The sequence below is a fragment of the Roseateles albus genome, from assembly GCF_028595345.1.
GTDB classification, from domain to species: domain Bacteria; phylum Pseudomonadota; class Gammaproteobacteria; order Burkholderiales; family Burkholderiaceae_C; genus Paucibacter_A; species Paucibacter_A albus.
The window spans coordinates 118,706-139,437 of sequence record NZ_JAQQXT010000012.1 but is presented as its reverse complement, the minus strand read 5'-3'; the positions used below and the strand labels follow the sequence as shown (position 1 = coordinate 139,437).

General features: G+C 58.2%; 18 protein-coding genes and 2 pseudogenes. 9 read left to right on the top strand and 11 right to left on the bottom strand.

Features of this window, described 5'->3' with window-relative positions:
- Window positions 1–231 precede the first annotated feature (231 nt).
- Window positions 232–558, bottom strand: coding sequence for an antitoxin Xre/MbcA/ParS toxin-binding domain-containing protein (locus PRZ03_RS24130; RefSeq protein WP_409993976.1), 327 nt, complete (start codon window positions 556–558; stop codon window positions 232–234).
- 701 nt (window positions 559–1,259) lie between these two features.
- On the opposite strand from PRZ03_RS24130, the gene PRZ03_RS18375 reads away from it, so the two are divergent.
- The 5 genes from PRZ03_RS18375 (at window position 1,260) to PRZ03_RS18355 (ending at window position 6,776) form a co-directional block, all read left to right on the top strand.
- Window positions 1,260–2,597, top strand: a complete 1,338-nt coding sequence (locus PRZ03_RS18375) for a CAP domain-containing protein (protein ID WP_273601724.1) — start codon at window positions 1,260–1,262, stop codon at window positions 2,595–2,597.
- 111 nt (window positions 2,598–2,708) lie between these two features.
- The gene (locus PRZ03_RS18370) at window positions 2,709–3,107 is read left to right on the top strand and encodes a hypothetical protein (protein WP_273601722.1); all 399 of its coding nucleotides are present in this window, start codon (window positions 2,709–2,711) and stop codon (window positions 3,105–3,107) included.
- An 8-nt stretch (window positions 3,108–3,115) separates the two neighbouring features.
- Window positions 3,116–5,185, top strand: a complete 2,070-nt coding sequence (locus PRZ03_RS18365; protein WP_273601720.1) for an AAA family ATPase — start codon at window positions 3,116–3,118, stop codon at window positions 5,183–5,185.
- 416 nt (window positions 5,186–5,601) lie between these two features.
- Window positions 5,602–6,198, top strand: coding sequence for an XRE family transcriptional regulator (locus PRZ03_RS18360; RefSeq protein WP_273601718.1), 597 nt, complete (start codon window positions 5,602–5,604; stop codon window positions 6,196–6,198).
- 287 nt (window positions 6,199–6,485) lie between these two features.
- A complete protein-coding gene (locus PRZ03_RS18355) occupies window positions 6,486–6,776 on the top strand; it encodes a hypothetical protein (protein WP_273601717.1) in 291 nt (96 codons plus the stop codon).
- A 483-nt stretch (window positions 6,777–7,259) separates the two neighbouring features.
- Here the strand turns inward: PRZ03_RS18355 and PRZ03_RS18350 are convergent, their stop codons facing one another.
- The 10 genes and pseudogenes from PRZ03_RS18350 to PRZ03_RS18305 form a co-directional block, all read right to left on the bottom strand.
- Entirely contained in the window at window positions 7,260–7,682 is a 423-nt protein-coding gene (locus PRZ03_RS18350) for a MarR family winged helix-turn-helix transcriptional regulator (protein WP_273601715.1), read from the bottom strand.
- A complete protein-coding gene (locus tag PRZ03_RS18345) occupies window positions 7,682–8,050 on the bottom strand; it encodes a GIY-YIG nuclease family protein (RefSeq protein WP_273601713.1) in 369 nt (122 codons plus the stop codon). Before PRZ03_RS18345 ends, PRZ03_RS18350 begins: the two co-directional genes overlap by 1 nt.
- Window positions 8,051–8,128: 78 nt before the next feature.
- The gene (locus PRZ03_RS18340) at window positions 8,129–8,308 is read right to left on the bottom strand and encodes a hypothetical protein (protein ID WP_273601711.1); all 180 of its coding nucleotides are present in this window, start codon (window positions 8,306–8,308) and stop codon (window positions 8,129–8,131) included.
- A gap of 216 nt (window positions 8,309–8,524) precedes the next feature.
- Window positions 8,525–9,298 carry a substrate-binding periplasmic protein gene (locus PRZ03_RS18335; protein WP_273601709.1) on the bottom strand — a complete coding sequence of 258 codons (774 nt, stop codon included), beginning with the start codon at window positions 9,296–9,298 and terminating at the stop codon, window positions 8,525–8,527.
- 96 nt (window positions 9,299–9,394) lie between these two features.
- Window positions 9,395–10,273: a CPBP family intramembrane glutamic endopeptidase gene (locus PRZ03_RS18330; RefSeq protein ID WP_273601708.1), complete on the bottom strand. Its 879-nt coding sequence runs from the start codon at window positions 10,271–10,273 to the stop codon at window positions 9,395–9,397.
- 69 nt (window positions 10,274–10,342) lie between these two features.
- Entirely contained in the window at window positions 10,343–11,008 is a 666-nt protein-coding gene (locus PRZ03_RS18325; RefSeq protein WP_273601705.1) for an outer membrane beta-barrel protein, read from the bottom strand.
- Between the two features lie 4 nt (window positions 11,009–11,012).
- Window positions 11,013–11,819, bottom strand: a complete 807-nt coding sequence (locus PRZ03_RS18320) for a MipA/OmpV family protein (RefSeq protein WP_273601703.1) — start codon at window positions 11,817–11,819, stop codon at window positions 11,013–11,015.
- Between the two features lie 108 nt (window positions 11,820–11,927).
- Window positions 11,928–12,566 (bottom strand): DUF2306 domain-containing protein, encoded by a 639-nt coding sequence (locus PRZ03_RS18315; protein WP_273601701.1) that lies wholly within the window; start codon window positions 12,564–12,566, stop codon window positions 11,928–11,930.
- Window positions 12,567–12,694: 128 nt separating this feature from the next.
- Window positions 12,695–15,328, bottom strand: coding sequence for a LuxR C-terminal-related transcriptional regulator (locus PRZ03_RS18310; protein ID WP_273601699.1), 2,634 nt, complete (start codon window positions 15,326–15,328; stop codon window positions 12,695–12,697).
- 187 nt (window positions 15,329–15,515) lie between these two features.
- Window positions 15,516–16,406 (bottom strand): annotated as a pseudogene (locus PRZ03_RS18305) (LysR family transcriptional regulator).
- A gap of 139 nt (window positions 16,407–16,545) precedes the next feature.
- Here PRZ03_RS18305 and PRZ03_RS18300 point away from each other — a divergent pair.
- From PRZ03_RS18300 to PRZ03_RS18285, 4 genes and pseudogenes are all read left to right on the top strand, one after another.
- Complete coding sequence (locus PRZ03_RS18300; RefSeq protein ID WP_273601698.1) at window positions 16,546–17,031, top strand: MarR family winged helix-turn-helix transcriptional regulator; 486 nt, start codon at window positions 16,546–16,548, stop codon at window positions 17,029–17,031.
- Between the two features lie 11 nt (window positions 17,032–17,042).
- The gene (locus tag PRZ03_RS18295; RefSeq protein WP_273601696.1) at window positions 17,043–18,140 is read left to right on the top strand and encodes a S41 family peptidase; all 1,098 of its coding nucleotides are present in this window, start codon (window positions 17,043–17,045) and stop codon (window positions 18,138–18,140) included.
- A gap of 99 nt (window positions 18,141–18,239) precedes the next feature.
- On the top strand, window positions 18,240–19,577 hold the full coding sequence (locus PRZ03_RS18290) for an alpha/beta hydrolase family protein (RefSeq protein ID WP_273601694.1): 1,338 nt from the start codon (window positions 18,240–18,242) through the stop codon (window positions 19,575–19,577).
- A 909-nt stretch (window positions 19,578–20,486) separates the two neighbouring features.
- Window positions 20,487–20,672: pseudogene (locus PRZ03_RS18285) on the top strand (transposase); the annotation flags it as partial.
- Between the last annotated feature and the right edge of the window lie 60 nt (window positions 20,673–20,732).

Here is a 20,732-nt window from a genome sequence, read left to right as displayed (position 1 = left end):
TTGAGCGCAAGACGAGAAGTGAACCATGACGCGCTTTCGAACTCGCCGCTGCCGTCCGTATGTGGGTGTGCAGCGACTATCAATGGCGCGCAAGGTCACAACCGGACCGCTTGATTTTCCGCGACTGAAAGCCAGTGTTTACCGTCTCGCGAATAGCTTCACGGGCACCGTCGACCAGTAATTCCGTCCCTGCCTGCGGCAAAGTCGCGCTGCTGCCGCTCATGACCGGCATCAAGAAAAGCTCCTCCCGCGCAGGGCATCTAGATAGTCTGCAACAACCATCAGATCACCGACTTGACCCCCCAGCATGCGGGCAAGCGCTGGTTTGCCGCCAAACAATGGCGCTGTGTTGTACAGACTCACCCAGGCTACAGCCCGCTCCGGGATAGGTATATGAGTTCCCAGGGCTGCGTAGATACGAAGGATGTAGCTGACACGTTCAGCGCACGCGGCTTTCAGTGGCGCGCGCACTTGACCACCCTTCCAGGCCAGCCAAGTGGACTTGCTGACACCCAGCAGCTTTTGCTGTTGAGAAGGGCTCAAGCCCCACTCAGCCATGGGCCGCCGACAAGCCGTAGCCTTCAACAGATAAATTTGTCTGGGGCAACATGATCTGCCGAGGCCAATCACTATTCAAAAGAGCGGCGCAACTATTGATGTGCTAGACCAAGCAGCGACATGAATTGCTCCATCAACGCCAAAGAAATACTTGCCGATGCTGAGAGCTTGCCTTCCACTAATTAGCTATGTAGTAGTTGAATGGGCAAGTTCTGGCGCGAGAGGCCACACCATCAATACTTTTTGAACCTCCCGCATTGGATCAAGAGGCAGACTATCCGCTTGTCTATGGATGAGAGCAAAACGTACGCTCTATCTTCCGTGAATTCAGAAAGTCCAGGCCTCCATTTCGAGCGTCAAAACTAGTTGTAAAGCACAAGTCGGAACGAGGGCCCAAGACTGAGGTCAGCCAGTTGCCTTGTCTGATCGGCGAATTTTTAGAGTCGAAAGAAGTGAGCGCTCACATAAAAACAGTCAGAGTTGCGCATATCAGACTTGTCTGTATTCTTATTTCAACTCAACAAGGAGAAAGAGATGCAGAACAACTCGAGACCGAAGCCACAAGTACAAAAACCGAAAAGTGCCTCTGAGATTGAAGTATTCAGGTACTTGAAAGAACTGGGGCAAGCTGCGGGAAATCCCCTTCATGGCCGCGCCGATTGGGGTACTTTTGAGCAGTCAGGTCGAAAGAACAAAAAATAATGAAGAAGTTTTCGATGCTCGTGCCGGCCCAACGTGAAACTACTTTCAAGTCAGAAACAACTTTGGCTGTTATGACTAATTTCAGCCGCCGAGCAGCAATATTCGCATATCAACACCAGGGAATCAAACTCATGCAGAAATCAGCTCACTATCCTTTGACTTCTATTGCCAGCTTAGCCGTCACATTAGTCTTGGCTTCAAGCTTGGCCGCTTGTGGCGGCGGTGGCTCAAGCTCGAGCATAAGCACCGAATCAGCACCTCCGCCTGCACCTGCACCTGCTCCAACCCCTACGCCTACGCCAACACCGACCCCGGAACCTGCCCCGGCGCCGCTTCCGGCACCTAACTCAACCCTGCAGACTTGGGTCCCAGAAGCCACCTATGCGGCGAAGTCGGCTGAACTCGACGCGCTTCAGACGCTGAATCAGGAGCGGGCGAACTGCGGTTTCGGACTGCTGCGTCAGAACGATCTCATCGACAAGGCGGCCAAAGGTCACGCTGACTACATCGCCCAGAACATGAAGAACCCCAGTTTCAGGGGGATCGACCATTACCAAGATCCATCATTTTCTGGCTTCACCGGCGTCTCGCCCAGTGACCGTGCAAAAGCTGCAGGCTACGCAGCCTACGTCGGCGAAGTCATGAGCAACGGCTGGTACAGCACGAATACTGAAGCAGAAGCACAGCTGCCGGGGCCGATGCGCTCGGGTGAATTTGTTGTGCGCAAATTCATCAATTCCGTCTACCACATGGCTGGGATCTTGAGCGATGCGCGAGATGTCGGCATTGCCGTCACCACAGCCCCGGTACCCATGCCCTACACCATAGGCACCGGCCCGGATGCCAAAACAAGTTTCAGTCCTGCCAAGGTGCAGGTCTCAGTGATCAACCAAGGCAGTATTGGCGCCGGGCAAAAGCCGTTGCCCGATACGGTGCAGTCCTATCCCTGCGAAGGCAGCCGAGGCTTGATGAGCGAGTTCGGGACCGACGGCAATGCCACCGGCGAAACGCCCGACCCATTTGTCGGATTGCGCAGCACTGTGCTGAAGGCGCCGTCCTGGGGGCATCCGCTCTACTTCTTCAACCCCTCGGGCGGCAGTCTTATCATCATCTCGGCGCAGCTGACCGATGCTGCCGGCGTGTCAGTGCCTTTGTTCCATTTCACACATGAGGTGGACCCGCATCGCCGCCTCACCGCCAGTCAGGTGTTTCTGATCCCGCTCCGAAAGCTGGACAAGAACGCAAGCTATTTCCTGCAAGTCCAGGGCCAGCAAAGCGGCAAGCCCTTTGCCAAGGCGTTTCATTTCAGCACCGGCGAGATGACGCCGTTGGGTTGAACGCAGCCCCTGCCGAACTCGCAAAAGCCGCAGCTTGCCCGGCCACTTGCCGACCAACTCGGCGGCAAGTCGAGTGCTATCGGCATCACTTTCAGCCAAGGACGACCCACTTTGAAACTCCATCTCACTCGCTTCTTGCCGCGTTTGGCCTTCACCTGGGCCGACGCTGGCAACTTCAGCAAACTCATCTTGAGTCTGGGCTTGTTGGCGTGGATCAGCACCATGCTTGTGCTGAGGCCAGCTTGGGCCTTATGGCGCGCCAACCCCGCCATATTGCATGCGGTGTGTGCCGACTTGGCCGGTTGCGCCGACGTCGGGTTCGCGTTTGTTTGGGACAAACAAGCGGGTGTGATTGCCCAGGTGAGCTTTTTCACGCGCAAATCTCTCAAGCAAGAGGCCCGAAGCCGGCTCACCCAACTGGTGATGGCAGGCGCGGAAACCGACGCTGATCGCTCTCCTCTATCGGTCAACTTTGTGGCTTTGCCTGCGTACTCAGCCTTCAAACGGTGAATCAATCCATGTACCTTTTCTGCTCAGCCGTGGTCTATTTTCTCGACTACTGCTTCTCGAAGATCGCGCGTGTTTTGCGTACGCCCTTGCTGTGGAAGGTCGCGGCCGTCGTAGCCTTGTGGCAACTGACGCTGGTTTTGGCTGCACATTCAGGCCAAGCTGCAAACCCCAGCGACATGGTCTGGCTCGTCGGCGGCGGTTGTGTTGTGTTGGCTTTGCCTGCCACGGTGGCGGCAGCCTGGTTGATGACGCGTCGGCAAAGCCGAGCCTGGGCTTTGCTCTTTTGGGGAAGCGCCGGTGTGTCGGCTCAAATGGCGTTTGCCGCTGTCGTGTTCGCCAGCGCGCATTTGCAATCTACCGAGACCAGCTTGATGCAGGCCGCTGCCGCCTTGGCTGCCTATGTGCTGTCTGCGCATGCAAGCCGGGCCATCATCGGCCTGTGGAGTGATCGCCAGCCTCAGGGTTACACGCCGACCTCTAGTAGCGCGGCGCCTCATATCAGCAAGCACCAAAGCCCGACCCATCTCGCACCAGCCAAGAAGGCGCCCGCCAAGCAAGTTGCTTTGCCCGCCAATGCTGTCCCTATTGAGGCGGACGTGGCGCCAATCAAGATGTCGCCGCTCAGCTTGAGCCAAGTCGCCGGCATGGCTGCTTGCAAGGCAGAGCTGGCGCCCTTTCTTCAAAACTTTGCCAACCTGCGCCGGGGCGGCCCGGTGCCGGATCGCAACGGCCTGCTGCTCAGTGGCCCGCCGGGCAATGGCAAAACCTACATCGCTGAAGCCTTGGCTGGCGAACTGGGCCTGCCCATCATCATGGCCACCATCGACACGGTGGCCTCCCGCTGGGTGGGCGCAGCGCAAGAGAACATTGCCGCCCTGGTGGCACAGGCCAAACGCCAAGCCCCCTGCGTGCTGTTCTTCGACGAGTTTGATGCCTTGGCAGTCGACCGCGGCGGCAGCGCGCACAACGAAGACAAGAAGACCGTCAATGCGCTGCTGACTGCAATCAACGAGTTGCGCCGCTACCGTGTTGTGCTGATGGCCGCCACCAACTTCGTCGACAAACTTGACCCCGCCGTGGTCCGTGAGGGCCGCTTCGATTTCAAGATCGATGTCCCCTACCCTGACCGTGAAGCTCGCCTGGCCATCATCACCGCATTGGCGGCTCAATACCGACTTAACTTGAGCCCCGATGTGCGACACGCCTTGGCCGATCATTGGGTGATGCGTAGCAACGCCTTCATGTCCAACGCACTCAAGCGGGTGCGCGACAGTGGCGCCCAAGAGCTCTCCTATGCAACCATCAAGACGATTGCCCGGCAGGTGTGCCGCCGTGAGGGCTCGATCCCCAAAGACTGCGCCGGTCTGGACGATCTGAACTTTGCGCCACAAACCCGCGATCAGATCGATTCGCTCGTCTACCGTTTGAAGCACTGGGAAGAAGTCCAAGCGCAAGGCGGCGCCGTGCCCAAAGGCGTGCTGCTCTTTGGCCCACCGGGCACCGGCAAGACCTCGCTGGTACGGGCGCTCGGCCGCACGCTGGACATGCATGTCTTTGAGGCCAAGACGGCCGAAATTTTGGCCACGCCCAAGCTGTTTTGTGACATCACCGCCCTCGCCCGCGAGCACCGGCCGGCCATCGTCTTTCTCGATGAAGCCGATGACTTGTTGCGTGACCGCCAGTTCTCGCACACCAGCATCGCCACCAATGAGGTGCTCAAGGCGATGGACGGGCTGATGGCCAGTGTGCCCGAGGTGGTGTTCATCGCAGCCCTCAACAACATCGGCAACATCGATGCCGCCGCGCTGCGGGGCGGCCGCTTCTCGGAGCGACTGCATCTGGACCGGCTCAGCGGCGAGGCGCTGCAGTCTTTCATCACCAAGAGCCTGGATCAGCGCAACTACCGCTTGGCGGCTGAGGTGACGCCGGAGTCGGTGACTCGACTGATCGGCGAGGCCGGACCGGCCGACGTCAAAGAGATTCTGGCGCAGGCCGTCAACGCAACCTTGGGGCCGCTCTCGCCGCGTGAACTCACGCTGCAAGATTTGGCGACCGCTCGGGCAAGGCTGATGTCGTAGTCCCGACCCCATGAGCCACCTTGATGCCAGTCAGTCATGCGGTGCACAGTCAGCGCTCTGGAACCGGACGCGATGCCGAGGATGAAGCTCTGGCTTGGCCTAGCAGGCACATCATCAAGCAATTCAGCACATCAAGCTGAGCCTAAGCAGCTCGACGCCGGTCAGGCTAGACGGCCCAATCGGTTTTAACCACGCGAGGCAGCGGGTGACTCTGACATGAAGTGCGGATCTCGAAAACGAGTTTATGGTGTAAGAACATACGGAGCAGTCGTATCCTATGAGCACGGACTTAAGTGAATACACATGGTTGATTGTTGTGAGCGCAATCATCGTCGCAGCATGGTTTGGAGGGTCAGCCTTAGGCCGCCTTGCTGATCGCATTGAGCGAGAGGATTTGGAGCGCAAGAGGCCACTTGATGGTGATTAGAGAACACAGCAAAGTTGTCTTGACGGGCCACTTGCCGGACTTAGGACTTGAGCCCGGCGCTCTTGGTGTGGTCATTCACGTCCATGCCTTGGGCGCGGCGTATGAGGTCGAATTCATGGACAAAGACGGAAGCACGCTTGGCGTCGAAACAGTCCTGGCGCAAGATTTGTGCGAAGCCGGTAGTGCCAATGTCTACGCGGACCTGAACTATTCAGACGCAGCAGGAATGCAGCGCAAGGCTTCTTTGGCGGCGGAAATTGCGTGGACTATCAAGGCGCGCCATCTGAGTCAAGAAACAGCCGCTGGTTTGCTCGGCGTCGATCAGGAACAAGTTTCTAAAATTGCCCGTGGGCAGTTTCGGTGGGTCAGTGAATCCAGTTTGCTCGAACTGGTCGCTAAGCTTGGTGACGATTTGCCGTTTGACAACGTTCAGTCTGAATTCGTGCACCGCGGTTTGTCGGCGATCGCGCGATCTGAGGCGGCCGGGGATGGGATTCCTGCAGAACAAGTCATTGCCAAGCTCGAAGCCAAACTTGCTGCGGCGCATGAGCGCCGAAGGACGCGCAAATCGAGAAGCAAGCTATAGCGGAGGGCCACCATAAAGTGGTCCGCCCAGAACCGCACTCAATCGGGCCTACCCTCCGTCTAGTAGATGGCGGCCATGGCATCAAACATGGCTGTACCTACACGGTGCAGTGGCCGCACTTGAGTTGCCTTGGCCTCTTGTTTCGGGCGCATGCCGTGAAGAGTACTAAGAATGTGAGCGGAAGTCCTGGACGAGCTCCCTGGCGTAGGCACCAAAGCAGCTCAAACGAAAGCCGGTGCAAAGCGCGGGAACGATATTTTGATGGTGATTAAATTGGGGGGTGTCAAATGACGATTGGCCAAATTTGGAGCGACAGCTTTCGTCTCTTCTTCGCCCCACTGGTTGGGGCGATCAAGGGCGCCGGGTCTGAATGCCGTCGAGTGAACAGCGAGATTGAGATGCGCAGGCAGGCTGAACAGAGCACCGACATGAAGACAGGCCATGTCACCGCAGCGTGCGGGAATGTGTTTGCCGACCTCGGATTCGAGCCCAAGGAAGCGCTCTCACTCCAGGCGGAGTCACGCAGAATCATCGCCGGCCGGCGGAACGCTCGTGATTCTGACCAAGTTGAGGGCTGATTTCCTGATCGGATTCGGTGAAGATTGACGTCAGCTGCCACCAACGCCGCAAACTCTGTTGCGGGGCTGGTGGTTGCTGAGTGGCCAGCCCCGTGAGTCCGGCTCTTCATGACCAATGACCTTAGCTGCTGCGTAGCGGCCGGTTGGCGCGTTATGTCACCTTTAGGCTGACTGCTGCCGTTCACTTTTGGCAAACCGGCGGCCGCTACTGCCGACACCGGCCATTGAGCGTTTCGCGGGGCGAATGGCTGCAACACCTCCCGAAGCTGCCGATCAACGAATTCGAGGAGCAGGGCACCATGACGATCCAACTTCAGCTTTCACAAGCAGCGAAATGGCAATCAGATTCCTCTGGCGTAAACGGAAATCTTGCCCATGGTTAGCTGCTCCGTGTTGCGCGCTCATAGCGAGATTCATAGTCGCTGCTCGGTCAATGCGAGAGACCTGGGGACACCATGTGAACATCCTCAGATGCATGAGCCATCAATCTGTCGGGCACAGCGCCCGTTGGCCGTTCACAAGCGCAGTCAACACAGTCGCGCATGCCGCTTGCGCGGTGACGGTTGCATTGCGCAAATGAGTTTGTCCTGCCGGGCGCAACGTGACGTAACGCTTGCCATCAGCGTCCGGGATGGGATCCCGGTGCAACAGTCCTGTTTTTTCCAATGGAAGTACGAGTCGCACTAAGGCAGACAGAGGAAGACCCATGGGGCGCATCAAGTCGGCCGCGGTTAGGCGTTGTTGGGGGGACTGCGCGATGTGGGTGAGCAGCACGAAATCTTGGTAAGCCATGCCGTGGGCCCAGCCCAGCGCTTCGTCTAAGTTCAGTTGGATGCAGGCATGGGCCTGGGTGATTTGCAGGCAGTGTTCGATTGCGGTGGTGGGCATATTCGAGTGGTCGATCATTAAGCTTGTTTCTTTGACGGTGCGGGGTTGTAGCCTTGCGCGCCAAAGCAATGCAGTTCTTCTTGCCAAAGCGCGAGCACAGTAGCCAGCTCGGCGGGGTAGTCGAAATTTGGGTTTTCGCTTTGCGCAATGCGGTCCAGCACTTCAAAGTGAAAGGCTGCTGGGCCGTGGGCAATCCAGTCGGTCAGCAGGGCACTATTGCGATGGGTTTTCGTGCTCAGCTCAAAGCGGTGGCGGTTCATCGCCCCCTCTAGGTTGCTGGAACTGCCTACGTAGACGCGCTGATTTTTGGTGTTGCGAATCACAAAAACACCCATGGGCACCATGGATTCTTTGTATTGGTTTTTGAGCTCTCGATGATTTGACATTTTTGGGCAAAAAGATTGGTATGCGCCGCAGGAATGCCGCTAGCAGCTCATAAGACAGGAGCAATACTGGAGATGGATTCAGTCCAAGCCGGGCACCATGGCTTGCTGCCCCATGGCCACGAATTCACGCCCATGAGCGGGCGCAAAAGCCTGGGCTTCTTCGTGGGTGGAGAACCAGTGGTTCAGCCCACCAAAGTTGCCTTGCAAGGTCGTCAGGTGCGCCACTGCCGCTGGTGCCAAGGTTTTAAGCACAGGCAAAAGGCGCGCCCAATCCGCGAACCCGGCTTCAATAGCCAGGGTGCGCAAAAAGTGTTTGCGTTTCAGTGTTATGCGCCCAGAAGCGACGCTTTAGGAACAGCAGTAGGTGAGGCCATATGTGTGCGAATTGTGCCGTCCAACACTGGATGTATGCGGGCGCACCGAAATTAAGTCAAATGATTGACTGTGTGTATTAAATAAATGCCCGCGATAAATCTATTGTGAATTTTCTTTGGGAGCGCCATTCAGAATATTTTCCTTGTATATTTTCTCCGCCGTACCATCTTGGACAATGGCCTCAAATATGGCATTTACTTCCGCTTCAAGCGCGATGTTTTTTGATTGCAAAGAGAACACAACCACCCCATGCAGGACGTTTAAATAAAGTTCATCGCCAAAGAAATTTTCAAAGTGAAGTTTTCGAATCAAATAGTCTATTGTTGAAAGTGACCCGACAACGCCAGATACGCCATGCCCTTTGACTGCCATGCGAATAGCTTGCGTGTAATCGAGGGTCATTTGCTTTTCAATGAGTGGGTCAGCGTCAAAACGCTCACCCAACTTCAAGCCACGGGGGACACCCATACGCAAGCCATGCAAGTCTTCATGAGTTCTCGCGGCGGCCCCCTTGACCAAGCGAACACCAAACCTTAGCGGCATAATATTCGTACCGCGGCGCGCGTAAGCTGCGCGCATATTTGACCAAACCATCAGCGAGAAGTCCGTTGCCCCGGTTTTCAAATTGAGCTCTACGCGTGCATACGGGGTCAGAGTGACAATGACTTTGTGCCCACTTCTACGTTCGAATTCGCGAATATATTCAATCAACACGCCAGCGTACAACTCCGTGGTGCCAACTTTGCTAACTCGGTAAGCCCACGGCTCAAACTGAATTACATCCACTTTAAATTCGGCAGCCATAGCCATCAGAGAGGCACAAGCAGTCAGGGCAAAAACCGCGAAACAACGCAAAATTTTTATAACCTGCATTATTCAATTCTCGCGTGATGCGAATATTCACAGTTCGCAACGCCGCTCCAGTATTTGCACTGAATGGCTGCTGCACTTGGCGGCCTTCAGTCTGGACTAAATGGGGCGCTTGAGCCTCGGCATGAACTTGCCGCGAGCAATTGCCTTGCGCAGCAACAGCGCGGCCGCCAGCGCCCAAACCAGCAAAGCCACGGCCGAAGCTTCTACGCCGTACGCTCCGCCACTGAGCCAGGTCGGACCGCTCATCGCCCCATGCAACCAGCCTCTGGCTTCGTGGCCCGATACTGGCACCGAGAAGACCGCCGAAAACAGATAGTTCCAGGCGAAGTGCATGCCGATCGGTGACCACAAGCTGCGGCTGAGTTGATAGGCGGCCGTAAAGGCGAGTGAAGCTGCCGCAGTTACCAGCATCCCCATCGGGTTAATCTCACCCGGCAGGTGAGCCGCCACAAAAAGCAGGGTCGACAAGCACAGCGCTCGCCGACTGCCCCAGGCCTGCTCGGCGATCCGGAATATCACGCCGCGTATCAGCAGCTCCTCCATAACGGCGACCAGAGTCATCTCAGGGATTTGCTTGATGAGTGAAAGACCGTCGCCCATGCCGGCGATGCGGTAGACACCCAAAGCCCATAGTGGCCCCAACGTGATCAGCCCCAACAACAGGCCCAGTCCGGCGCCGCGCGCCCAAGAAGCCCAGGCGCCGGGCGCGCTCAACTCAGTGACCTCGCGCCGCTCGACGCGGTTCGCGTAGGTCCAGTAGCCGAGCAGGCAGACGAGCGCCGCAAGCAGATTGGGCCAAGCGACTCGCATCTCTTTGGGCAACAGAGCTTGCAGCAGTGCAAAGCTCAAGGTCAGCGGCAGCACCATCGCCAACGATGCTGCGAGCATGCGCATGAGCGGGTGGCTCACCACGCGGCGCAGCAGCGGCTTGGTGTCAGGCTTGCCTGGCTCGGAGATGAAGGTATTGGGGGTCATGAGGTAGAGCTATTCAACCGTTGGTGGGCGTATTGAGTGCAGCTTGTGCCCACTCAATATGCAAGCAATTCAGAAAGTGAATCGAACGCCCAAGGTGATCAGATTGCCCTTGACCTGCGGAGAAATATTGCCGTAGCTTTCCAACTCAAGGGACAGCGATGCATGGCGGTTGAATACATATTCGACGCCGCTTCCAACTAGCAGCGATGTCTTGCTGCCCAAGAGCTCGTTCGATGCTGAAGTTGCTGGGCTTGCACTGGTGACCTTACCGAAGGAGACGCCGACCTTGCCGGTCAAGGCGAACGAGTCTCCCAAAGGTAAGCGCGCTGTGCCTGCCGCATAGACACTCTGACCGTTGGCGGTTTGGATGAGCAACGTCGCGCCCCTGCCGGTGTTTTGGTTGAGGTCGCGCATGCGAACAAAGCCGGCTTGTAGGCCGAAGTTTTCACTCAGCTGGTAGCCGCCATAGATCTTGGCGCTTCGCCCGATGCCTTCGTCGTTGCTGCTGTTTGAATCTGACGATTCCCGGTTTCCGAAAGCGCCGCCAAACGCAAGGCCGAGGTAGGGTCCGCGCACATCTTTGGTAACACCGTCTTCCGCGCGAGCTTGGACAGGCAGACAAGCTGCGGCCAGTGCAGCAAAAAAGATCAGGCAACTGGCTGCGCACATCTCTGTGCTGGGTATGAATCGTTTCATCGGAAGTCCTTGATTTGGTTTCGGGCCTACGCCATTCACAGGGTCAGAAGGCGTAGCTGATCGCAACGACGCCCATCTCCGAGCTGCGCTTGCGCGTGAGCGGGCTGTCCTTGGCATCACCGACCAAGCTGTTCACCGAGAGAGCCGCTGTGATGGACGTTCTCTTGTCGATCGAGTACGTCAGCGCCATATTGGCGCGAGCGTCGCGGGCCCCCGAGCTTGCCGAGTAGGCCGTGTAGCCGCTGGCGGCAGATTGGACGGCACTCACACCGAAGAACGACTGCATGTAATGGGCGTTAGCCAGCGTGATGCCGACTCCGGCACCCAAGTGCCAGTTCGGTGCAATTTCCGTCAAATAGCCTGCGCCCAGGTCGACGACCAGTCCCTTGTTGTTGACGCCCGATCCATAGCGGATCGAAGAGGAGAAAAACAAGCCCTCGGGCAGGGAGTAGTTGAAAAACGCCCCGCCTTCGGCTGCGGCGTCCACATCGCCCATGCCGTGCAAAGCGTTCGCACGGCGTTCCTTGCGACCCTTGTCCGCCGTCAAGCGCAAGCCGTACTGCATCTGCGGCGAGGACGAAAAGTTGTAGCCGACGCCGTTGCTGATGCCTGCAAACCAGCCGTTTGCCCATTGGTAGTCGAGTACCGGGATCACCCATGTACTGCGCTGATCGGATCCTTGGTATTCGTAGGTCGCCACGACAGCGGCGCCCACTGTGCCACCATCTTTGCCAGGCGCTGCGCCATACAGGCGCACTGCGTCGAAGGCCTGGGAGAAGGCGCTTGGCGCGGCCAAGGCCATGCCGGCGGCGAAGGCCAAAATCTTGATGTGATGTAAAGCAGTGTTCATATTGAATTCCAGAATTGAAAGATAGAAGGCTCTCGAGCAGGCACGCCGGGGGGCTGACCTGTTCGGGTCACCGTGCAGAGAAGCAAGCGGGGGATATTCGAAAGCTGCCTATGGCCATCGACGGCGAATGAGCCATTCGGCAAAGACCGCATTCAGACCCCAGGCCGAGGTCATCAGGATGTCGCGAAAGAAAAACGTTGGTGTGCCTGCCGTCAAGGCCACCGGCAACATGATCAGCACCTGCGTCCCTGCGCCTTGGCCCAGCGCATAGGCGCGGATCATCCAGGCCTTGTGCTGGGCGATACGGCCTCGCAGGACGGCGCGGATCGACACCGAGATGGCCAGCAGCATGCAGATCCCCACCAGCAGGCGGGCTCCGTACAACAACTCGCCCTGCAGTTCAGCAGGAATGTGCATTCCCGCAGTCATCCATAGACCGGTCAGCGCCGTCAAAATCCCGCTGAGAGCGACGACCCGGCCGGTGATGCGATGAAGACGAGGGAAGCGAAGCCGGATCGCCGCATCGAACTGAAACGCACCCAGCACGCAAAACAAAGATGCCGCCACGATATGTGCCAGCACGGCGCCGGGCATGGTCATGAACCTTGTGTTCTCGGCCGTGACCAAGCCACCGCTTGACACTTTCAAGACATCCAACAGGCGCACGGCGCCGGCGGCCACGGGAACCAAGCTCAAGAGCAACAGGGCACCCGGCAACTTCCAGGAAGGACTTGGCAAAAGTGACATGACGCAATAACAGAACCGAGCTAGGCCGTAGCGCCAACCCCTTGTCGATCGCCTGGCTGCCAGTGTCGGCGGGCCTACCCGGCCCTGTCACCGTACCAAAGTACGGTTTTGCCGCGCCGCTCGCGGGCTCACAGTAAATTCAATGCCTGTGCTCGCGCCACCGCCTCGGTGCGTCTTTGCACATCGAGTTTGTCAAAGATGTTCTGGTTATGCCATTTCACCGTGCTCAAGGACACAAAGAGCTGCTGGCCGATTTCCTGATTTGAGAGGCCTTTGTAAATCAGCGTCAGCACTTCAAGCTCACGCTGACTCAAGGGTTCAGCCAAGGTTTGCGGGGCTATCGATGGCAATTGCAGCGCTTTAGGGACCGGGGCTGCAAGGCTGACAAGAGCCACCGACTGCCTGCGCAAGGCGTCCAGCAACATGGCGGTGTAGCGGGGGCGGGAACCCTGCTCCGACTTTTCCAAAAGCCGCTGCATCGGCCCGCCAAGATCCACAAATGCACGCACCCAGCCCTGCGGTTCAGCCAAAGCCATGGCCTCCTCCAGTGCGGCCAGCGCCGCCTCGGTAGGGGCGAAGGCGTCCAACGCCAGTGCTTTGAGCAAGAGTGCGCGCACAAGCTCAGTCGCCGGTGCGCTAGTCTGCGAAGCCGCAAGGAACGTCGTCAGACCCTCAAGCGCTTGCAAGGCTTGACCCCGGGCGAGCAAGACCTGGGACTGCGCCAAAGGCAGCGCGTGGGTTTGCGCCAGTTGCGTGGCAGCAATGACTTCACCGGTCTGCAGAAAAGCCTGCACCTGAGTCTGTGCAATGGCGAGCCTTCCACTCTGCGGGTTTCTGGTCTGGGCTGCGGTGCTGGCCAGGGTCAAGGCTGTCAATGCAGCATCGGTTTCGCCACGGGACAACAGAATTTGCGCACGCAATGCGTCTGCGCCCAATCCGGCGTCACATTCCAGCAAGGCAGCTAGTTTGCTGCTCTTTTCCGCATGTGCCGAGGCGGACTCAAGGTCGTTCCACTCATACAGAATGCGTGCCAAGCCCAAATGGACTTGGCAGGCCACGCCATGTGGCTGATCACCCAATAATTGCAAAGCCTGGCCGTAGGTGCGAGAGGCCAAATGCAGATGGTTGTCATCTTCCTGCAGATGCCCCAGCGCAATGGCAGCGCAGACCGCGATCATGCGGTTCCCACAAGCTTGCGCCATCGCCAGCGTTTCACCATAGACCTGTTGGGCCGCAAAGCGATCACCGCTGAACTGGTGGGCCACGCCTAGCGCACAGTGAGCCGCCGTGCGCAGAGCCAGACTATCTTGGGGCAGCCGCTTCAGCGCCAAAGCAGATTCGCGAGCAATCGTGATGGCATCACCGCGAGCCACCGCCTCCCAAGCCCGCACAGCGCTAAGCTCGCCGCACCAGTTGCTATAGGCCGGGTGCTGGCTTGAGCTGTCAATGGCCGTTTCCGCGCCAATCATGGGGGCCTGCATCTGGCTGTGCTGACTGGTAGCCAGGTAGGACCAAGCCAGCATCAGCCAGAGCTGCGGGTGCTCATCCAAAAACGCCGGTGTCTTGTTTTGCAGCCATCGAAGTACTGGTTCCGCGTCCTCCAGAAAGTACAAGGGCATGCCTTGCCCTTGCACCACCTGAATGGCACGCGGCGTGTCATCTGCCGCGACGGCATGGTGCAGGGCCTGACTGATCATGCCTTGGGCCTCATACCAGACACTGGCTCGCAGATGCAAGGGCGCGAGTGCTTCGGTTTCGCGCAGTCGCTGCTGCAACATAGCCGCGAAAAGATGGTGATAGCGGAACCAGCGCCGCATATCGTCCAGCGGCACGATAAACAGACCGGCCATCTCCAGTTGACGCAATGACTCATGCCCTCCGGTCTCCTGCATGACGGCCTCGCACAGCTCGGCGCACATGCTGTCCAGCACTGAGGTGCGGAGCAAGAAGTTCTGAACCGCTGCGGGCTGCCGCCGCAACACTTCTTCGAGCAAATAATCCTGCACCAAGCGGTGGCTTCCAGTGAAGGACCGGATGAAGGTCTCCGCGTCACTGTGCCCAGCCAAAGAAAGGGCCGCCATCTGCAAGCCGGCTGGCCACCCTTCGGTGCGTGCATCCAGCGCCTGAACTTGGCCTTCGCTCAGCTCCAGCGCCATGGATTGGTTCAGGAATTGCTGGGTCTCTTCTGCATGAAACCGCAACTCGTCTTGACCCACCTCATTCATTTGGCCCTCTGCCCGCAAGCGCGCCAAGGCGATGGCCGGAACCTCCCGCGAGGCCACCACAAGATGCAATTGCGCGGGCATGTTGTCGAGCAAGAAGGCCAATAAGGCATCTACTTCAGGGCTACTGGCCAACTGGTAATCGTCGAGTACCAGCACCAGTCGACCGCGACGCATGACCAATCGGTTGATCAGATGGATCAGCACCGCTTCTGGAGAGGGTCTGGGTCTGGCTTGGGCCAGTGCCAAGGCACCGTCGCCGAGATCATTTGAAATGGACCGCAAGCTGGCTGTCAAGTACGCCACAAACTGGTCAGGATCGCGCTCTCCCTCGTCAAGTGACAGCCAAGCGCTTGGATACTCACAGGCCTGAACCCAAGTCCCCAGCAAAGTCGATTTGCCAAACCCGGCGGGCGCACAGAGCAGCGTCAACTTGCCCTGCAAACCGTCGTCCAGGCGCTGCAACAAACGCAGGCGTTCGACGCTGCGTGGCGGCGGCGGGGACGCGTAAAGCTTGGTGGCAAGCAATGTCTTGGTCATGGGGCGACTATAAGAGCCGCTGGCAGACGTTCTTGCACGCTGGGTTCAAGAAACTGCCGGCCGAGAAAATTCCGCTCAAGCAAGTGCTTGAATCCAAAGCAAAGGGATAGCCAAGCCGCCCTTGGCGACCAGCGAGGCCGTGTCAAGTCGAGCTTCCGAACCGACAGTGTCCAGTCGTTCAAAGCAACTACTCGGCGCAAATTTCTCGAACGCAGCTGCGGCCCCATCGATGCGCCGGATCGCTGTCCAGTCGTGGATGCCAGAGCATCGAGACCGTGAACTCGGGCGTGGATACAGGAAGAGGGAAGCTATGCATCGCTGCGCGCAGATTTCCGGTGTGTCTCTCGGGGACGCTGGCAATCAGGTCGGAGGCGCGAGTCAAACCCAGCGCAGTGGCGAAACCGCCGACCACGGTGACAATATTGAGCTCCAGGCCGACGAGCTTCAAGGCTTCGTCAATCGCCCCCCGGTCCAAACCTTGCCGAGAAACATGGATGTGCCGGCCTGCCGCATAGCGGGCGGCGGTGATCTCGCCGATGCATCAAAGGATGCCCCGCTCGCACCACGCCAATGTAGCGGTCTCTGAACAAGGCTTGCACCCGCAGCTCCGGCGCTGTGGTCTCCTCGACGACGCCTGTTTCCAGATGGACGGTGCCATCGCGCAGTGGCGTGCTGTCTTTGTCAGGCTTCTGCACAAAGCACAACAAGACGCCGGGTGCCGCTTCGCCCACACGGGCAATCAAGGCGGGCCCAAAATTTTCCACAAAGGCTTCGCTGGTTCTCAGCGTGAAGGTTAGAACCAGTTGCTGGAGATTGAGCTTCTCGGCGGGGCGCAGAATAACTTCCGCGTCTTGCACGAGTTGATTGACCCGCCCGCGGAGTTCAATCGCCCGGGGCGTGGGAACAAGCCCTCGTGCGGCTCTGACCAACAAGGGTCGCCCGTCGTTTCGCGTAATCGCGCGAGCGCTCGACTCATCGCCGACGGACTCAGTTGCAAGCGCCTGGCCGCTCGCGCAATGCTGCCCTCCGCCAGGAGCACATCCAGAGGGACAAGCAAGTTCAGATCGGGCTTTGGCATGCCGCGACGATATCAAACCTATGCCCTGACACCTAGCGAGCCGAATAAATAGACTGCATCGCCTCGCTGAAAGAGGCCGCAATGCGCCAATTGCCGAAATTTACTTAACAACTTATATAAGTGATGATATATTTGCGCCATGAGATCTACCCACGGAACCCAGTTGCGCCATTTAATCGAATTGCTCGATGGTGCTGTTACGGCGGCATACGAAGAAGCTGGCCTCGATTACCGACCTCGCTACACCCCCGTCATGCGTGCCTTGATGGCAAACGAACCTTCAACAATCGGCTTCATCGCCGACGCTGCCGGCATTACCCAACCTGCGGCAACGCAGACCATAGCCCTCATGGTCAAGGACGGCCTAGTTGCCTCCAAAACTGGCTCTCAGGACGGGCGCCAGAAGATGATTTCGCTAACTGGCAAGGGCCGCGAACTGATTCCGGCACTGGAGCGCTGCTGGCGGGCAACCGCCGCAGCATCGGCAGCATTGGAGGCCGAACTGCCCTTTTCACTGTCAGCAGTTTTGGACAGCACGATCCAGGCACTGACGACGAAGCCATTTGGCGCACGTATCCGGGAAGCGCGCGCGGAACTCGACACAGCATCCCCCATCAATTCATAAGGAATCAACAGATGAAAAAGACGCTACTGGCCTTACTCTTTGCCACGCTCGGCCTTTCACTTGCAAGCGCTCAGCCGATGCCAGGTGGCCCGAATCAGCCAGATATGGAAGTCAACGCGGCCATACGCCAGCAAGTCATTGACAACACCATTGCTGAATTGAACAAAAACTACGTGTTCCCTGAAAAGGCTAAGAAGATGGAAGCGGCGCTGCGCCAACACCAGAAGCGCGGCGAATACAACAACGTTACCAGCGCCTTAAAGCTGTCGGACCTTCTCACCGAACACCTCGTTTCCGAGACAAACGACAAGCACCTGCGGGTGATGTACAGCGCACAGCCGCTGCCCGAACAAGGCGCGGATAAGAAGCCGTCGCCAGATCAGCGCGCCAACGAGCTGCTGGACATGAAGAAGTCGAATTTCGGTGTTGAGCGGGTTGAGCGGCTGCCGTTCAATATCGGCTACCTCGACCTGCGCGGCTTCCTCCCGGCTAAGGAGGCGGGCGAGGCTATAGCTGCGGCCATGACACTGGTGGCGAACACCGATGCGCTCATCATCGACCTTCGCAAGAACGGCGGCGGTGATCCAGCCACCGTGGCCCTGCTGGCGAGCTACCTCTTCGATGAGCGTACCCACCTGAACGACATCTTCTACCGCGAAAGCAATCGCACAGAACAGATGTGGAGTACAGATTTTGTGCCGGGCACGCGTTTTGGCAAGGACAAGGAGGTCTATGTCCTGACCAGCCAACACACCTTCTCGGCGGCCGAAGATTTCAGCTACTCGCTGCAGAAACTCAAGCGCGTGACGGTCGTTGGTGAAACCACCGGTGGCGGCGCACACCCGGGTGATGTGATGCGACTGACTCCACACTTCGGTATCTTCGTGCCAAATGGACGGTCAATCAACCCGATCACAAAGACCGACTGGGAAGGCACCGGCGTGTCCCCTGACATCAAGTCCACGGCCGAAGATGCGCTCAAGACTGCGCAGGTGGTCATCCTAAAGAAAGTCACGGCGCAGGAAAAAAATCCCGGCCGTGTGGCGCGCATTGAAGGGCGCATCGCCAAAGTGTTGGCCGAAGACACCAGCAACGTGATGGCACGCTGATTTTGCAAGCCGTCTTCGCCAGCGCTCAACAAAGAGTGCACACCCCATCACTTGGAAGTTGAAGTCGATCCGCGACCTGCCAAACAAAAGGAGAAATGCTTGAATCACAAGAGCTGGATATGTGCCCTGTTTCTGAGTTTGGCTGCGCTCGCACCGGTCGCCGCGCGTGAGGCAGCAAAGGATCGGCAACCTTCGCCCGACTCCATCAAGAGGTATGTCTTCACGGCGGAATCGTTCGCAGCGGTCCAACGCGAGTTGGAGAAGCGCGAGCTGGTGGCAACCGAGCCGTTCCTGGCGCCAACTTCCGATCAATCGACCGTCGTTACTTTGAAGGGCCACAACGGGTTTCCAATCCCGCACTTAGTCGACAACGTAAGGGGGCAGTTTCACGTCTATGGCCTCTTTCGGCGGCCCCAGCATCCGGTAGGGCTCGCGCCCTACCAAGTCCAGCAGGTGGTGTTCAACACCAAATCACCTCAGGTGTCGCCAGTTGGTACGCTCACCATACCAAGGGGCAAAGGACCATTCGCTGCGGTCGTGCTACTGGCCGGGTCGGGCGCGCACACCAGGGATGCGGGAATGTCACTTCACAAGACGCTCTGGGTGCTGGCAGACCATCTGACGCGCATGGGGATCGTTGTGCTGCGTTACGACAAGCGCGGCGTGGGCTTGACGGGTGGACAAGCGCATCCGCACTCGACGATAAATGACTATGCAGACGATGCGTTGGGCGCAGTGCGGTTCCTGGCGCAGCAGCGTTCAGTTGACCCTACTAAAATCGGTTTAATCGGCCACAGCGAGGGCGGCACCGTTGCAGCCCTAGTGGCTGGCACGGCGCCTACTGAGGTCAGGTTCGTAGCCATGATGGCCGGGATGGGCCTGTCAGGCATTCACCTGAAGAGCCTCCAAGACGCGGTGGAACGACGCGCTGAAGGCATGCCAGACGAGCTTGTCGTAGCCAATCAAAAGCAAGAGTTCGAATTGTTCGAGATTGCCGCCAGTCCACGCGATCATGGCCAAGCTTTGGCGGCAATGCAGACTGCCACCAAGGCTCTTCCTGATGACGTCAAGAAGCTGCTAGAGATACCCCCCGAGGGGCCGCCTGACGAAGCGTTCGATGGCCTGCTGACCCCCTGGTTCCGTCACTTCATCGGGATCGACACCTCAGCCATCCTTGAGCGCGTCAGGGTGCCGCTATTGGCAATGATCGGGGAGAAGGACATGCAAGTTCCAGCCAAGGAAAACCTGACAGCCATTCGGCAAGCTTTGGCCCGTAGCGGGAACCGGCAAGCAACTGTGCTGGAACTGCCCGGCCTCAATCACAACTTCCAGACTGCTAAATCAGGGCGAGCCTTCGAGTACCTTCTTATTGAAGAGACGGTTGCTCCATCGGCGATGCAAACCCTAACTAGGTGGGTCCTGGGAGTGGTTCGCTGAAAGCATGCGTAAGCGCGCCAGACGGGCGCGAGCAACCTAGGGAACGGGTCAACACCGGGCGCCGCGATGACTGTCTGCAGCCAAAGCCCAGAACAGCACCGACCCGGCGACCAACTGTGCCGCACCCTGCCAGTCTCGGATTGGTTTCGCTCGCGGCGTCCCGCCGGCTTTTGTCACGACTTTCGACGGGATTCCAAGGTGTCGGCAGCAACTATTCGTGGTTTTAAACGGCAGACATTCGGCCCAGGCTGACCGAGGATTGCGAACGCTGCTCGCCTGAAGGACCGCTGCACATTCGAGACCCGACACTTGGCACCGCAAAGTCTGATGCGGGACAGTGACTGCTGAGTGGCCTGCACCGTGAGTCCGGCTCTCGAACGCCAATGACCGCAGCCGCTGCACCGTTGACTTAGAGGTTGGCATTTTGGATAGAGGACTATTTTTTCAGTGCGCTTTCAGTATCTCCGCTCTCAATATTCTTTATACGCCGCAGTGCATCCAGCTGGCTTCAGTCTCCATCAGGAATTCCGCGCCAATTTCTCACCCCCCCTCAAACCTCCTGTTTTTGTTCGGCTGGCCTGGGCCAAAGACGCCTAGCACAGCGTGAACCATCAAAAGTCTGCACGTTGCTGGGCGAGTACTGCCCACAGAGGGTGATCTGCGCCCAACCTCTTCGCAGCTCGCCGGGCAAATATTGGCCAGCTCGGGCAATTCGCGCCCACTTTGGGCACCACGGATGGGCCAATATCGCCCACCGTGGCCACTTTTAGCCCACCCCACGATCAACTGCCGAGGTGATGTCCCAGGAGGTGGTGTAAGTTTTTGAGCGAGGCGGCCCAGTGAGGGTGGCCATCGTGAGTCCGGATAAGGTTGAGGTGCGACCCACCAACCCTGATCCAAGGAAACACAATGACCGCCTCAACTATCGCATTAGCCGAACTCGCCGAGAAGGGAGCCGACATCGATGTTCTGCGCCAGATGGTGCAGTTCATGGCCCAGCGCCTCATGGAGATCGACGTCGAAGGACGCTGCGGCGCTGCCTACGACGAGAAGAGCCCCGAGCGTCTGAACAGCCGCAACGGCTTCCGTGAGCGCACCTGAGTGGAAGCTGCCGGGCACGTTTGCGTACTGACGCCCCCGGCCAGAACCTGTCAT